12 protein-coding genes are annotated in these 15,440 nt (G+C 60.3%); 6 read left to right on the top strand and 6 right to left on the bottom strand.

Features of this window, described 5'->3' with window-relative positions; genetic code table 11:
* Nucleotides 1-41: 41 nt before the first annotated feature.
* From BLR20_RS12075 to BLR20_RS12085, 3 genes are all read right to left on the bottom strand, one after another.
* The gene (locus tag BLR20_RS12075) at nucleotides 42-689 is read right to left on the bottom strand and encodes a BON domain-containing protein (RefSeq protein WP_054993503.1); all 648 of its coding nucleotides are present in this window, start codon (nucleotides 687-689) and stop codon (nucleotides 42-44) included.
* Between the two features lie 132 nt (nucleotides 690-821).
* A complete protein-coding gene (locus BLR20_RS12080; protein WP_054993504.1) occupies nucleotides 822-1,271 on the bottom strand; it encodes a potassium channel family protein in 450 nt (149 codons plus the stop codon).
* A gap of 25 nt (nucleotides 1,272-1,296) precedes the next feature.
* Complete coding sequence (locus BLR20_RS12085) at nucleotides 1,297-2,049, bottom strand: helix-turn-helix domain-containing protein (protein WP_054993505.1); 753 nt, start codon at nucleotides 2,047-2,049, stop codon at nucleotides 1,297-1,299.
* Nucleotides 2,050-2,300: 251 nt separating this feature from the next.
* Here BLR20_RS12085 and BLR20_RS12090 point away from each other — a divergent pair, with 251 nt between their 5' ends.
* Nucleotides 2,301-3,191 carry a universal stress protein gene (locus BLR20_RS12090; RefSeq protein ID WP_054993506.1) on the top strand — a complete coding sequence of 297 codons (891 nt, stop codon included), beginning with the start codon at nucleotides 2,301-2,303 and terminating at the stop codon, nucleotides 3,189-3,191.
* Between the two features lie 35 nt (nucleotides 3,192-3,226).
* Here the strand turns inward: BLR20_RS12090 and BLR20_RS12095 are convergent, their stop codons facing one another.
* Nucleotides 3,227-3,793, bottom strand: coding sequence for a GNAT family N-acetyltransferase (locus tag BLR20_RS12095; RefSeq protein ID WP_412778626.1), 567 nt, complete (start codon nucleotides 3,791-3,793; stop codon nucleotides 3,227-3,229).
* Between the two features lie 194 nt (nucleotides 3,794-3,987).
* Between BLR20_RS12095 and BLR20_RS12105 the strand changes: the two genes are divergently transcribed.
* A complete protein-coding gene (locus BLR20_RS12105; RefSeq protein WP_054993508.1) occupies nucleotides 3,988-5,208 on the top strand; it encodes an acetate/propionate family kinase in 1,221 nt (406 codons plus the stop codon).
* A 73-nt stretch (nucleotides 5,209-5,281) separates the two neighbouring features.
* A complete protein-coding gene (locus tag BLR20_RS12110) occupies nucleotides 5,282-7,789 on the top strand; it encodes a phosphoketolase family protein (RefSeq protein ID WP_054993509.1) in 2,508 nt (835 codons plus the stop codon).
* Between the two features lie 122 nt (nucleotides 7,790-7,911).
* Here BLR20_RS12110 and BLR20_RS12115 read toward each other — a convergent pair whose 3' ends face one another.
* On the bottom strand, nucleotides 7,912-10,824 hold the full coding sequence (locus BLR20_RS12115; protein ID WP_017279013.1) for a ribonucleoside-diphosphate reductase subunit alpha: 2,913 nt from the start codon (nucleotides 10,822-10,824) through the stop codon (nucleotides 7,912-7,914).
* 706 nt (nucleotides 10,825-11,530) lie between these two features.
* Between BLR20_RS12115 and BLR20_RS12120 the strand changes: the two genes are divergently transcribed.
* The 3 genes from BLR20_RS12120 to fhuF are packed head-to-tail and all read left to right on the top strand — an operon-like array spanning nucleotide 11,531 to nucleotide 14,593.
* Nucleotides 11,531-12,274, top strand: a complete 744-nt coding sequence (locus tag BLR20_RS12120; RefSeq protein WP_025990769.1) for a response regulator — start codon at nucleotides 11,531-11,533, stop codon at nucleotides 12,272-12,274.
* Nucleotides 12,275-12,278: 4 nt separating this feature from the next.
* Nucleotides 12,279-13,889 (top strand): ATP-binding protein, encoded by a 1,611-nt coding sequence (locus BLR20_RS12125; protein ID WP_054993510.1) that lies wholly within the window; start codon nucleotides 12,279-12,281, stop codon nucleotides 13,887-13,889.
* Nucleotides 13,847-14,593, top strand: a complete 747-nt coding sequence (fhuF, locus tag BLR20_RS12130) for a siderophore-iron reductase FhuF (protein WP_054993511.1) — start codon at nucleotides 13,847-13,849, stop codon at nucleotides 14,591-14,593. Before BLR20_RS12125 ends, fhuF begins: the two co-directional genes overlap by 43 nt.
* Here fhuF and BLR20_RS12135 read toward each other — a convergent pair whose 3' ends face one another.
* Complete coding sequence (locus BLR20_RS12135; RefSeq protein WP_202907615.1) at nucleotides 14,594-15,319, bottom strand: 4'-phosphopantetheinyl transferase family protein; 726 nt, start codon at nucleotides 15,317-15,319, stop codon at nucleotides 14,594-14,596. It abuts the gene before it with no gap.
* Between the last annotated feature and the right edge of the window lie 121 nt (nucleotides 15,320-15,440).

Consider the following 15,440-nt stretch of genomic DNA (forward strand, 5'->3'; position numbering starts at 1 on the left):
CCGCGGTTATCGGCTCGCTAAACCGGTCTGCAGACAGTCGGTCAATTGATGAGCAGATGGTTGTCCACGTTCTTTACACCTGGTACTGCCCAGGCGGCATGTTCGACCGCTTTGCGTTCACGCCAGCGGTGAACGTAGCCTTCGAGCTTCACTTGATTGCCTTCGGCGGTAACGCGAATTGTGCTGGCATCCAGTTCCGAGCTTCGTGCCAGGGCCTGCTCGATCAGTGTCTTGATGTCCAGGGTTGCGGCTTTCGGTTTGACGGTCAGCCTGTTGTCGAGGCCAGTGACCCCAGCAAGGGTGTTGATGGCTTTTTGTGCGGCTTCTTTCTGGTACTGCCACTCCACATCGCCTTCAAGCGTTACACGTCCCTGCTGCACTTTGACCTGTATGGCCAGGTCGGGCGATATCGCGTTCCAGCGAATCAGGTCCAGACAGCGCGCTGCGATCACGCTGTCGTCGATGTAGAGATCACTCGGCACCCGCACTTCGAGTTCCTCAGCCACAGCTCTTACGCCTTTGACGCTTTTGACTGCGCGCTCGGCCGCGATTTTTTCAGCGAAGCTTTTCACATGCCCGCTGAGGACCACCACGCCGTTATCTATCGCAACGCCAATCGCGCCGGCATCGATGTGAGGCAGAAATTCAAGCTCGTCCAGAATCGTTCGGCGTAACGTCAGGTCGTTCATGCTCAATCCTCTTGATGATGGACGGCGCGGCTATTTTTTTCGTGCCGCAGTCACAGCAGTGAATACCCTTCTGCAGGTCAAACATTGAGTTTTGTCAGTTAAAGCTGCGTTGCAGCACAACGGCCCGTCTGCTTATCGGCGTCGCTCCATGCGGTTGGCGTGTGTGCCCCAGTACTTCTGCATCTCGATAAACAAGAAGGAAGCCGTCCAGGTGATGAGCACCAGCCCTGTCAGGGCTTCGAGTCCTGTGAGGTATTTGAGCGGGCCAGTGGGCGTGATGTCGCCAAAACCGATGGTGGTGAACGTGGTGAACGAGAAGTACACAGAATCCATGAAACTGCCGTCGAAGTTGCCCGTCAGGCGACCGAGTGAGTCGGAGCGGTTCATCAGGTAATAGCCCAGTGCGAATATCCAGACTTCAATGGCATGGGCGGCCAGCGCGCCCAAGACGGCGAATACCATCCTGAACCGGTGCCAGAGATGCAGTCTGGGCATCAGTTGGTTCAGGCGCATCAGGCATTCGTAATGAACAATGACCACCGTGGTGATGATCAGAATATTGATCAGTGTGATGGCGATCATCGGAGGATTTCCCGCCCAGGCTGATTCACAGGCTTTTTGCGCGGTAGCTGCACCCGTGGATCAATGCCTGCAGGCGGTGCAGGTCGAGGATCTCTACCTGGCGTCCGGAAATACTGACGATGTGCAGACTGCGCAGATTGGCGATGGCGCGGCAGATGGTTTCAAGTCGTAGCCCCAGGTAGGAACCGATGTCTTCTCGGGTCATGCGTAACACAAACGCTGTCGCTGAATAGCCTCGGCTGGTCATTCGGCCAGACAGGTTGAGCAGGAACGCGGCCATGCGTTCTTCTGCGTTGAGGTTGCCCAGCAGCAGCAACATCTCATGGTCGCGAACGATCTCTTTGCTCAGTACGCGATTGAGGTTGTGTTGCAGTGAGGGCAGTTCTCGCGACAGCTGTTCAAGATGGGTGAAGCGAATAGGGCACACTTCGCTGTCTTCCAGCGCGATGGCGTCGCACACGTGGCGGTTATCGCTGATTGCGTCGCAGCCCAGCAACTCTCCCGACATCTGAAAACCGGTCAGTTGGTCCCGCCCGTCCTGCGAAGAGATCGTGGTTTTGAAAAAACCGAAACGCACCGCGTACAGCGATCGCAACGGATCACCCGCGTGATAAAGCGCCGCGCCTTTCTTCACCTTGACGGGCTGAGGAATGATTGCGGACAAACGATCCGTGTCTGTATGGCTCATGCCGACTGAAAGACACAGCTCTCGAACACCGCAACTGGAGCACTCTGCCTTGAGACGCAAACCGTTGATGGCTGCCAGATGGGCGGTCATAGGATGCTCCTTGTTCAAACCAGCATAGGCGCGTCGAGGGTGCAGTGATAGCAGGCATTTCAAATGTGGATGAGCGGGGTCCTGTGTCCTGCTTTTATTGGTTTGTGACCTTTTCGCCGTTCTTGATTTAAGTCAAACAGCCTTGTGATGGGCCATCGAGAATGAACGGGCAGTACTCCCACGATCCCTTTTCAGCCGTGTGATCGCCACCCGTGTCAGTGAGGTGCTCCGTGTTTGAGCCAGAGCGTTTAATGTTGATTGCGTCGCCCTTGATGAGCAGGACCCCGGCGTTCGAACGCGCCGGGGCGCTGGCTCGGGCTAAAAGTGCGGCATTGCATATTGTCGCCTTCGATTACGTCGAGGGTCTGGCCGCGGCTGGACTGCTCAACGAGAGGGCGTTGAACGAGATGCGCGATGGGTATCTGACCAGCCACCGACAATGGCTGGAGCAGCAGGCACAACTGATACGCCAGTCGGGTGTGGAAGTGACCACAGAAGTCGTCTGGGTCATGCGCCCACTGGACGAAATCATGGCGCATGTGCATGAGATCAAGCCCTCGATGGTGATCAAGGACCTCGGGCACGAGTCCTGGCTAACGCGTGCCATGTTCACTTCGCTGGATATCCGGCTGCTGCATGACTGCCCGGTGCCGTTACATCTGGTGTCGAAAGTGGCCCATGCGCTGCCGCGCAAGATACTGGCAGCCGTCGATCCTTACCGGACCGAGGAGCAGTTCTGTAACGTCAACGAAGTCATCATCAAGAGCGCCGAGAAGCTGGCCGCGCAGTGCAACGCTCAATTGCATCTGCTTTACGCCCATGACATGACCTACATCTTTGCTTCGGCAGGTGATCTGGGTCTTTCAACGAGCCTGGAGCACACGTTGTATGAGACCGAGCAAGAAGCCTTTGATCAGTTGGCAGACCGGTTTGGTGTGCCCGATGAATGCAGACACGTGATCCTGGGCAGCCCGGCGAAGGTGATCAGTAGGTTTGTTCTGGCCGAGGGCATCGATGTGATTGTCATGGGCACGATGCACCGTAATCGTGTCGATACGTTGCTGGGCAGCACCACCGAGCAGGTCGCTCATCATCTGTCAGGCAGCCTGCTGGCGTTGAACCCGCGCCTTTCTGCGCTTTGAGTTCTGCTTCGATACGCAAGTAGCGGTTGCCGTTATCAGTTCAGCTTCAACCGGTACACCACTTGAGTGGCGTCCAGCGGGTCACCGCCGGACGTGAAACCCAACGCTCTGGCCAAGTGACGCATGGGTGAGTTGCTGGCGGAGTCCATGGACGTCATGTGCTGAAAACCATTGAGGCGCGCAGCGTTGATCAAGTGCCCCATCAGTTGTCTACCGAGGCCCTTGCGCTGCCAGGCGTCAGCAACGGCTATCGCTGATTCGCACTGCGTGCTGTCGTCTGCGGCGTAGCGGGCCACGCCGATCTCCGTCAACAGGCCATCATCCATGTGCAGGGCGATATACGCCATGCGTTGCTGGTAGTCGATGTCCATCAGTTGATCGAGCAATGGCTCCCCCGGCTCCTTCATCGTGACCAGAAAGCGAAAATGCCGCGACTCCGGCGACAGGTTCTTGATGAATGCAAACTCACGTTCTCTGTCTTCGGCCTTCAGCGGGCGAATCAGCACGTGGCTGCCATCATTCAGGGGCACGACCCAGTGATCGACGGCAGAGTTTTTTCGTGTGGTGTTGCCTTCGGCAGAAGAGGGTTGAAGGGGTAGCACGCTCATGGGGCGCTCCTTGGAAGGTCGATACGCAAGTGAAAACAGTTCGTCCTTCCTATCTCTACGCCCAGTGTGTCGTGGCTTTCTGATCCAGATCAATACCGCCGTGATTACGACGATCAGACTGGCTCCGGTTGTTTGCATTGAGCAAGGTTTCGCCGGTGCGAATCCCCAAGCCATTGACGGAGTGCTCCATGACGGATCGATCGCAGCCTTTGCTGCTGGTGCTCAATACGGGTTCCTCCAGTATCAAGTTCTCTCTGTACAGCGCGGCTCCGCTGGCAGCGTTCGAGCCTCAGTGCTTGGGCAACGGCAGTTTCGAGGTGCGCAAGGACACTGAAAGGCTGATCTTCCAGAACACTGGCAGCGCTGCACAAAAGCACGAGGAGTGGCCGCGCAATGGTGCCTCACCAGACAGCGGCACGCTGGCCAACCTTATGGGCTGGATCGAACGCCACACAGACGGGCAGCTTTGCGCCGCCGCTCCTCGTGTGGTGCATGGGGGCAGCCGCACGCAAGTAGCCGCGCGGGTCGATGCTGCGCTCATGGCTGAAATGCAGGCGCTTGTTCCGCTTGCGCCCTTGCATCAGCCGTTGTGTCTGGCACCCATGACCTATTTGAGTCGTGAGCATGGCGGCCTGGTGCAATTTGCCTGTTTCGATAACGCGTTTCACCACAGCCTGGACGCGCTCGAAACCCGTTTTGGCTTGCCTGCGTCGCTCACCGCGCAGGGCCTTCGCCGCTATGGCTTTCACGGTTTGTCTTATGAATACATCGCCAGCGTGTTCCCGCATTACGATCAGCGTGCAGCCGAAGGGCGGACGATCGTTGCGCACCTGGGCAATGGCGCGAGTCTGTGTGCGATGCACAACCGGGTCAGTCGCGGCACCACCATGGGCTTCAGCACCCTGGACGGTCTGTTGATGGGGACGCGCCCCGGTCGCCTGGACCCCGGCGTGCTGCTGTACCTGCTGCGCGAGCAGGGCATGAGTGTGCAGGCGCTGGAGCATTTGCTGTATCACGAATGCGGGCTGTTGGGCGTCTCCGGTGGCATCTCCAGTGACATGCGCGAGCTGTCTGCCAGCCAGGCTCCCGAGGCCCGAGAGGCCATCGCTTTGTTCGTACGCAGTGTAGTGCGCGAGATAGGCAGCCTCGCCGCGATTCTTGGGGGTGTCGATGCACTGGTCTTTACCGGTGGCATCGGTGAGCACGCCGCCGAGGTGCGCAACGCGATTCTTGACGGTTGCGCCTGGCTGGGGCTCAAGCGCGACAGGTCTGTAGCGACTCAACCCGCATCTCAACCCGCGGCCCGGCTGTCGCTTCCCGGCAGCGCTGTTTCGGCCTGGACGATTGCCACCGACGAGAACGCCGTCATCGCCCGTCATGCGCTCGGGCTGCTGCACGACCGCACCTGAACCCGTTCACGCACTTCCACACATTGAAACCTGCGAGTCGCAAGGCTTGTGCATTGCACCCTATGGAGTCGCCATGTATCACTTCAACTCAACGCTTTCCAGTGCCGAACAGTCGGACGCTGAATCGGCCACGCAGCCTGAACGGCCGGGGAGCGAAGCAGGCCCCTTGGACGCCGATCTGCTGTCACGCCTGCATCGTTACTGGAATGCCGCCAATTACCTGTGCGTTGGCCAGATCTATCTGAAGGCCAATGCACTGCTGCACGAGCCGTTGCTGGCCGAGCACATCAAGCCACGACTGCTGGGGCATTGGGGTACGTCGGTTGGGCAGAACTTTATCTATGTGCACCTCAATCGCCTGATTTGCGACCGACGCATCGAGACGATTTTCATCTCCGGTCCAGGTCATGGCGGCCCGACCATGAACGCCTGCGCCTGGCTTGAAGGCACGTACAGCGAGGTTCACCCCGACATTCCGGCCGATGAAGAGGGCATGCTGGCTTTCTTTCGCAGCTTTTCCACCCCCGGCGGTATCCCCAGCCATTGCGGCCCGCACACACCCAACTCCCTGCATGAAGGCGGAGAGCTGGGCTATTCGCTGATGCACGCCTTTGGCGCTGTCTTCGACAATCCCCACCTGCTGGTCGCCTGCGTCATTGGTGACGGGGAAGCTGAAACCTGTCCGCTGGAAGGCAGCTGGAAAAGTGTGCACTTTCTCGATCCCCGTCGGGATGGTGCCGTGCTGCCGATCCTGCACCTCAATGGCTACAAGATTTCCGGGCCGACGGTCGAAGCACGTTTGCCGGACGAGCAGTTGATTGAGCTGTACCGAGGGCGGGGTTATCAGCCCGTTATCGTCGCGGGGGATGACCTGCCAGGCATGCATCAACGCTTCGCAGCGGCGCTCAATATCTGTCATGACGCGATCCGCGAACAGCAGGCGCGCTCCAGAGCGGAAGGGGGCGCTGCGCGTGCGCGGTGGCCGATGATTATCCTGCGCAGTCCCAAGGGCTGGACCGGACCGAAAGTCGTGGACGGTGTGCCGGTGGAGGGCACCTTTCGCGCTCATCAGGTGCCGTTGGCCAATGTCATCGGTAACCCGGAGCACCTCCAGCAACTGGAGCGCTGGCTGCGCAGTTACTCGCCCGAGACGTTGTTCGATCAGAACGGCCGGTTGCTGCCCGAGCTTCAGGCGTTGACCCCGCCGGCTGCATTGCGCATGGGCGCCGTACCTTACGTGAACGGCGGACGCGTGCTGGTGGCGCTGGACCTGCCGAACTTTGCCGACTATGGACTGGAAGTGCCGGGCCCCGGTCAGGTCATCGCCGAAGCACCACGTCGGCTGGGCGAATACCTGCGTGATGTGATGCGCAATAACCCGCACAACTTTCGTGTCTTCGGGCCTGACGAGACCAACTCTAACCGACTCAACGCCGTGTTCGAAGCCAGCAACCGCACTGCACCAGGCCCGTGTCTGGAGATTGACGATCACCTGGCAAGCGATGGTCGGGTGATGGAGGTGCTCAGTGAACACCTGTGTGAAGGGTGGCTGGAGGGTTATCTGCTCACCGGACGACACGGTATGTGGTCGACCTACGAAGCATTTGCTCAGGTGGTCGACTCCATGGTCACTCAGCACGCCAAATGGTTGCAGCAGAGCCGCGAGTTTGCCTGGCGTCGTCCGCTGGCCTCACTCAACATTCTGATCAGCAGCCATGCCTGGCGTAACGATCACAATGGTTTCAGCCATCAGTCCACCGGGTTCGTCGACAACGTCTTGCAGCGCCGAGCCGACGTGGTGAGGGTGTATTACCCGCCGGATTCCAATTGCCTGGTCAACGTTTTCGACCATTGTCTGCGCAGCCGCAACTACATAAACGTTGTGACCTGCGGCAAGCAACCGGACTTTCAATGGCTGGACTTCGACGCGGCGCTCAAACATTGCTCGCAAGGGGCGTCGATCTGGGACTTCGCAGGCAGTGACGACAGTGAGACGCCGGATGTCGTGCTGGGCTGTGCGGGCGATGTACCGACCACCGAAGCAGTGGCGGCAGCCTGGTTGCTGCAAAAACACGTTCCGGGTATTCGCGTGAGGCTGGTCAATGTCGTCGATCTGGGCATTCTGAGCGCCCCTGAAGATCGGCCTCATGGCATGGACCATGTGTCGTTCGAGGCCTTGTTTACCCGTGACGCGCCGGTGATGTTCGCCTTTCACGGTTCGACCTGGGTGATCCATTCCATGGTTCATGGCCGCGCCAACGAGGCGCGCTTTCATGTCCGTGGTTTCAGTGATCGTGGGACCACGACGACGCCATTCGACATGGTGGTGCTCAATCGCCTTAGCCGTTATCAGCTGGCCATCGACGCATTGAGCCACGTACCGCGTTTACGCGCGCAGAGTCTGGATGCGGTGCATTTTTTCGAAAGTCAGTTACGCAAGCATCACACCTGGATACGCGAACACTTCGAAGACATGCCGGAGATTCGCAATTGGTGCTGGACGGCTGATTTCAGCGAATCGCAGACGCCTCCGCCATTGGCCAAGGGGCACAGCCGAGGGCAGACGTTTACGGATGCGTGAGTGGTTGCGTGAACGAGTGGACGTGTTGCGCAACGGCGGGGAGCCGTTTGAAGGCGGGTGAGGGCGGGGCAGTTTGCCCCCACGTTGGCATTACCAACGTGGGGCAAGTCAGGCGTTAACGGTTACTGGCAAGCCTCACAATCCGGCTCGTCGATTGCGCAAGCCTTTGGCACTGGGGCCGGGCCGGCCGGTGCTGCTTCGGTTGGACGCGGGGCGGTGATCGCCGAGTCGTCCGGGCCGTGGCCGCCGCTCGATACTGCGTTGAGCTTGCCGGTGTTGACGGTGGATTTCTCGGTGCTGGTCGCGGCCAGGGCACGGAGGTAGTAGGTGGTTTTCAGACCACGGTACCAGGCCATGCGGTAGGTCACGTCCAGCTTCTTGCCCGAGGCGCCAGCGATGTACAGGTTCAGCGACTGAGCCTGGTCGATCCACTTCTGACGACGGCTTGCCGCGTCGACGATCCACTTGGTGTCCACTTCGAAGGCAGTCGCGTAAAGCTCCTTGAGCTCCTGCGGGATGCGCTCGATCTGCTGTACCGAACCGTCGTAGTACTTCAGGTCGTTGATCATGACCGAGTCCCACAGGTCGCGGGCCTTGAGGTCGCGTACCAGGTACGGGTTGATCACGGTGAATTCGCCGGACAGGTTCGATTTCACATAGAGGTTCTGATAGGTCGGTTCGATCGACTGCGACACGCCAGTGATGTTGGCGATGGTGGCGGTCGGTGCGATGGCCATGATGTTCGAGTTACGGATACCTTTCTGCACACGGGCACGAACCGGCGCCCAGTCCAGGGTTTCCTTCAGGTCGACGCTGATGTACTTCTCGCCACGCTGCTCGATCAGGATCTGTTGCGAATCCAGCGGCAGGATGCCTTTGGACCACAGCGAACCCTGGAACGTCTCGTAGGCACCGCGCTCGTCGGCCAGGTCGCAGGACGCCTGGATCGCGTAGTAGCTGACCGCTTCCATGGAGGTGTCGGCGAACTGCACGGCAGCATCGGAACCGTAGGGGATGTGCTGCAGGTACAGCGCGTCCTGGAAGCCCATGATGCCCAGGCCGACCGGACGGTGGCGCAGGTTGGAGTTCTTGGCCTGCGGTACCGAGTAGTAGTTGATGTCGATCACGTTATCGAGCATGCGCACGGCTACATCGACAGTGCGCTTGAGCTTGTCGGTGTCCAGCTTGCCGTCGACGATGTGGTTCGGCAGGTTGATCGAGCCCAGGTTGCAGACCGCGATCTCGTCCTTGTTGGTGTTCAGGGTGATCTCGGTGCACAGGTTCGAGCTGTGAACCACGCCCACGTGCTGCTGCGGGCTGCGCAGGTTGCACGGGTCCTTGAAGGTCAGCCAAGGGTGGCCGGTTTCGAACAGCATCGAGAGCATCTTGCGCCACAGATCCTTGGCCTGGATGGTCTTGAACAGTTTGATCTTGCCTGGGTATTCGGTCAGCGCTTCGTAGTACTCGTAACGCTCCTGGAAGGCCTTGCCGGTCAGGTCGTGCAGGTCCGGTACTTCGGATGGCGAGAACAGGGTCCACGGGCCGTCGTCGAAGACGCGCTTCATGAACAGGTCAGGGATCCAGTTGGCAGTGTTCATGTCGTGGGTACGACGACGGTCATCACCGGTGTTCTTGCGCAGCTCGATGAACTCTTCGATGTCCATGTGCCAGGTTTCCAGGTAGGCACAGACAGCGCCCTTGCGCTTGCCGCCCTGGTTGACCGCAACGGCGGTGTCGTTGACCACTTTCAGGAAGGGTACGACGCCTTGCGACTTGCCGTTGGTGCCCTTGATGTACGAGCCCAGCGCACGAACCGGTGTCCAGTCGTTGCCCAGGCCGCCTGCGAATTTGGACAGCATGGCGTTGTCGTGGATCGCGTGGTAGATGCCCGACAGGTCATCCGGCACGGTGGTCAGGTAGCAGCTGGACAGCTGTGGACGCAGGGTACCGGCGTTGAACAGTGTCGGGGTCGACGACATGTAGTCGAACGACGACAGCAGGTTGTAGAACTCGATGGCGCGGTCTTCACGGGCTTTCTCTTCGATTGCCAGGCCCATGGCCACACGCATGAAGAAGATCTGCGGCAGTTCGAAACGCACGCCATCCTTGTGGATGAAGTAACGGTCGTACAGGGTTTGCAGGCCCAGGTAGGTGAACTGCTGATCGCGCTCGTGGTTGATCGCCTTGCCGAGTTTTTCGAGGTCGAATTCGGCCAGCACAGGGTTGAGCAGTTCGAACTTGATACCGGCGGTGACGTAGGCAGGCAGCGCCTTGGCGTACAGGTCGGCCATTTCGTGGTGGGTGGCGCTGTCGGCGACACCGAGGAAACCCAGGCCTTCGGCGCGCAGGGTGTCCATCAGCAGGCGGGCGGTGACGAACGAGTAGTTCGGCTCGCGCTCGACCAGGGTGCGGGCGGTCATCACCAGCGCGGTGTTGACGTCTTTCAGCGCCACGCCGTCGTACAGGTTTTTCAGGGTTTCGGTCTGGATCAGGTCGGCGTCGACTTCAGCCAGGCCTTCGCACGCTTCGGTGACGATGGTGTTCAGACGACCCATGTCCAGCGGCGCGAAGCTGCCGTCTGCGCGGGTGATGCGGATCGAAGGGTGGGCCTGGACCTGCTCTTCGGGGGCGCGAACGGCACGCTCCTTGGCGCGCGAGTCACGGTAGATGACGTAGTCGCGAGCCACTTTCTGCTCGCCGGCACGCATAAGCGCCAGTTCGACCTGATCCTGGATTTCTTCGATGTGGATGGTGCCGCCCGAAGGCATGCGACGCTTGAACGTGGCGCTGACCTGTTCGGTCAGGCGGGCAACGGTGTCATGGATGCGCGACGAGGCAGCAGCATTGCCGCCTTCAACTGCAAGAAACGCCTTGGTGATGGCAACGGTGATCTTGTCGTCCGTGTAGGGAACGACAGTACCGTTACGCTTGATCACGCGCAGTTGACCGGGGGCAGTGGCAGACAGATCCTGCTGGGTCTGGCTTGCCTGCGGCGCGCCGGTCGGCGAGTTCTCGCGAGTTGTGTCTGTTTGCATGTGTGACTCCACGTTCTTTAAGTTTGTTCGGGCATTGCTGCCCACCATTTCGTTTAGAGCAGTCAGTCGCAAAAGGCGACTGGAAGGCTCCAAAACGAAGGTGAAAGCGGGGTCTGTCACCGCTTCCAGGTTTTGAAGCCAAAAAGGACCGGGCTATGCCCGATCCTTCGAAAATCTGATCAAGAGTGCGGTTTCGATGTTGCAAAACGTATACGGGACAGCTCTGGTTCACGCGCGAGCGTCTTGGTGCCTAAACTGGCTTGAAGTTCAACCCCTCAGACGCAACAAAAATGCTTGAAATTCCCATTTGAGTTGTGCTGGCGTTTTTGTTCAAAACCCCACATGTAGGGTGTGTCTCGTCGTCGGGCTACAAGATAATGCGTTTTGGACATGAATTGCAACGCACCGCTTGTGGATAAAGTGTGTGTAGTTTGTGTATGAATCGCACACCATGCGTGTAGGCCGCATAACTACTGGATCGTGACCGTTTGTCACCGATTTCTGTAGGCACTGGCGATGCACTGCTGATTTTTGAGGGCGCGAACCCTATCACAAAAAAACATAGCTGCAAGGCCGATCTGGCATGTCATGTGCTACGCCGCATGCAGTGCGTGTGATCCGCGCGAGGGTTGCTACACTCGCCTGCGACGTGGTGCCGCAACCCCTGCGTTTCAAAAACAAAAAGCGGTCGATAACGACAAGGAAGATTGCTGTGGAGCCACACACCTGGCATGTGCTGATCGTCGAGGATGACCAGCGACTGGCCGAACTGACCAGCGATTACCTGCAGAACCACGGCCTGCGCGTGAGCATCGAAGGCGACGGCGCGCTGGCGGCGGCGCGGATCATCGCCGAGCAGCCGGATCTGGTGATTCTCGACCTGATGCTGCCCGGCGAAGACGGTTTCAGCATCTGCCGCCGCGTGCGTGACCGCTACGACGGGCCGATTCTGATGCTCACCGCGCGCACCGATGACACCGACCATATAGAAGGGCTCGACACCGGCGCCGACGATTTTGTCTGCAAACCGGTGCATCCGCGCGTGCTGTTGGCACGTATCAAAGCCTTGCTGCGCCGCAGTGAAGCGCCGCAGGTGCCGGCCGCCGAACTGCGCCGTCTGGTGTTCGGCCCGTTGGTGGTGGACAACGCATTGCGTGAGGCCTGGCTGCGCGAGCAGAGCATTGAGCTGACCGGTGCCGAGTTCGACCTGCTGTGGCTGCTGGTGGCCAATGCCGGGCGCACGCTGTCCCGCGAAGAGATCTTCACCGCGCTGCGCGGCGTGGGGTATGACGGGCAGGATCGCTCCATCGATGTGCGCATCTCGCGTATTCGCCCGAAAATCGGCGACGATCCCATTCATCCGCGTCTGATCAAGACCGTGCGCAGCAAGGGCTATCTGTTTGTGCCCGAAGCGGCGCAGGACATGAGCGGCCACGTGTTCAGCGGCTGACCTGATGAATTCGATCTTTCTGCGCATCTACGGTGGCGTACTGGGCGTGTTGGTGCTGGTCGCGCTGCTCGGCGTGTTGGCCCTGCATGTGCTCAATCAGTCGCGCGGCGAGCAGTACCGCGAGCGCCTGGCTCATGGCACCTTTACGATCATGGCCGACAATCTGGTGCCGCTCGATGGCATCGAACGGCGTCGCGCCCTGGCGATCTGGGAGCGCCTGCTGGGCATTCCCCTGAGCCTGCAAAGCCTTGAACAGGCCCACCTCGACAGCAGCGCGCTGGGGCAACTGGCGCGCGGCAAGGTGGTGGTCGAACAGATCGGGCCGCACGCTGCCAGGGTTTACCGTCAGTTGAGCGACAAGGAGCCGCTGCTGCTGACCGGCGAAGTGCAGCAGATCACCGAACAATTGGCGCGAGCCACTATTTACCTGCTGATCGATGAGCTGGTGCGCTTTCCGGTCGACGAGCAACCGGCGCGGCTGCAGGCCCTGCGTAGCGACAAAGGGTTCGGTTTCGATCTGCACCTGCTGGCGCTGGATCAGGCGGATCTGGACGATGACCAGCGCCGCCGCGTCTATGAGGGCGATACGGTCATGGCGCTGGGCAAGGGCGGCGATTCGATCCGCGTGCTGGCCGGTATCGTCGACACCAACTGGGTGCTGGAAATCGGCCCGCTGTACCAGATGAACCCTTATCCGTTGCATTGGCTGCTGCTGATCGCCTTGATGGGCCTGTGCCTGATCGGTCTGGTGGTGTACTTGCTGGTGCGGCGTCTGGAGCGCCGCGTGCTGGAACTGGAAGCGGCGGCAACGCAGATTGCCCGGGGCAGCCTGCAAACCCGCGTGCCGACCGAGGGCTCCGACTCGGTTGGGCGTGTGGCAGCGGCGTTCAACAGCATGGCTGAGCACTTGCAGCGCTCATTGATGATCCAGCGCGAACTGGTGCGTGCCGTGTCTCACGAATTGCGCACGCCGGTGGCGCGTCTGCGTTTCGGTCTGGAGATGGTCAGCGACGCCGCGACTCCCGAGGCGCGGCGCAAATACATGCGTGGCATGGACAGTGATATTCAGGACCTCGACAAGCTGGTCGATGAGATGCTCACCTACGCGCGTCTTGAGCAAGGCGCGCCGACCCTGAATTTCCAGCGTGTGGATCTCGATGCGCTGATCGATCAGGTAATCGCCGAACTGGCGCCATTGCGTGCCGATGTACGGGTTTCGAGGGGCGAATGCCGGAGGGCCGAAGACGGCGAGGCTGCCTGGGTCGAGGGCGAGCCGCGCTATCTGCACCGCGCCGTGCAGAACCTGGTGAGCAACGCGCTGCGCCATGCCGAGAACGAGGTGCGTATCAGCTATCGGCTGGAGGCGCAGCAATGCCGCATCGACGTGGACGACGATGGTCCTGGCGTGCCGGAGCAGGCCTGGGAACAGATTTTCACGCCGTTCATGCGCATCGATGACAGCCGCACCCGAGCCTCGGGCGGGCATGGGCTGGGCCTGTCGATCGTGCGGCGGATCATCCATTGGCACGAAGGCCGCGCGCTGATCGGGCATAGCGTCAGCCTGGGCGGGGCATGCTTCAGCCTGGCCTGGCCGCGCACGCAGGTGCCGCGTTGAGCTTGCGGTTGTTTGCCGGGCCATTTGCGCGGTTCGGGCAGACGTTGCTGACGGCGGATGATGCGCGCCCGGTGGTGATGTTGCCTGATCTGCTGCGCCCCGAGCGTCTTGATCAACTGCTGCTGAGTGTCTACGGGCCGCAACTGATGTCCGGTCAATTGCCGGTGCTGGTGTCGCAGTGGGCCAAGTTTTACTTCATGCAACTGATTCCGCCGGTGCTGGTGGCCAGCCTGGTGCATGACTGGCATTGGCCGTTGCAGCTGGAGCAGGTGGCGCTGGCGCTGGATGAGCGCGGCGTGCCGAGCGGTATCAGGCTGACGGGGGAGGGACGCGTCTGGCGGGGTATCCCGGTTGATCCGTTTCAGCGCTTTGCCGGGTTGCTCGATGACAATCTGCAGCCCTTTATTACCTCGCTGAGCGCTTATGGTGGACTGCCTGCCGCGGTGTTATGGAGCAGCGCCGGGGATTACCTGGAAGGCTGCCTTGCGCAGCTGGCCACCTGCAGTGACGTGTCGCTGGCTGCGGGGCTGGCGTTGTTAAGCGAGAGGAAAAGGCCGGACGGGCCGGCCAATCCTCTGTTTCAGGCCGTGCGTTATGTGCCGCAGGCGCAAGGTGGTGAACCACGCAGGCAACGGCGTGTGTGCTGCCTGAGTCATCGGGTCGAGTGGGTTGGGCGTTGCGAGCATTGTCCGCTGCCCGACTGATCAACCTTCGACGGCGACCAGGCTCAACAGGTGATCGTCCTGCACACTGAACTGACCGTCCAGCTCCTTACCCGCGTGCCACTCGCTGGACAGATCGATCAGCAGCTTGAGTCGGGCGTGGCCGTCGGCGGACCATTCCAGCAGTTGCGCGTCTTCGAAGTAGAAGCGCTTGTGCACGATGGGGTAGAGCGCCTTGAACAGCGCTTCCTTGATAGAAAAGGTCAGGGTCACGCGCAGTGCGATCTGATCTTCCGGACCCGCCGCCATCTCTGCCAGCTCGGCGGCCGTCAGAATTTCCCCGGCCAGCCGCGAGGCGCGGTCGTGGCTAAGCAGGTTTTCCGTGTCCAGCCCCAGCCCGCGCCACTGCTGCTTATGCGCAACCACGGCGGCGGCCCAGCCGGTGCTGTGAGTGATCGAACCACAAACATCCGCGGGCCAGACCGGCGCGCGGTCTTCACCCACTGCAGGAACGTGCAAACGGCCATCCAGCTGACGCATGGCTTCGCGAGCGCAGAGACGACCGGCAAGGAATTCAGTCTGACGCTTGGCGACCGAGCGCTGAATGCTCGCGGGCATCTGTAGCTCACAACGCTGAAAGTCGCCGTCGACCAGCTTGAGCGGATCAAAACGCCCACTCACCAGCACCGCCCCCGGCAAGGCTTGCGGCAACGGCCAATGCCGGATCAGTTCCGGGCAGCAGACGGGAAGGTGGGATAGTCGAGTCATGGGCGGCATTTTGCCGGGGGAATGGGTTGGAGGGAAGGGCACAGTAACTATCTTGCCGATGCTCCGCGTCGTCATGCCTTTCCGGACGCTCCGCGTCCTCTTGACGACGCAGAGCGTCGAG

Origin of the sequence: Pseudomonas congelans (genome assembly GCF_900103225.1) — a bacterium.
GTDB classification, from domain to species: Bacteria; Pseudomonadota; Gammaproteobacteria; order Pseudomonadales; family Pseudomonadaceae; genus Aquipseudomonas; species Aquipseudomonas congelans.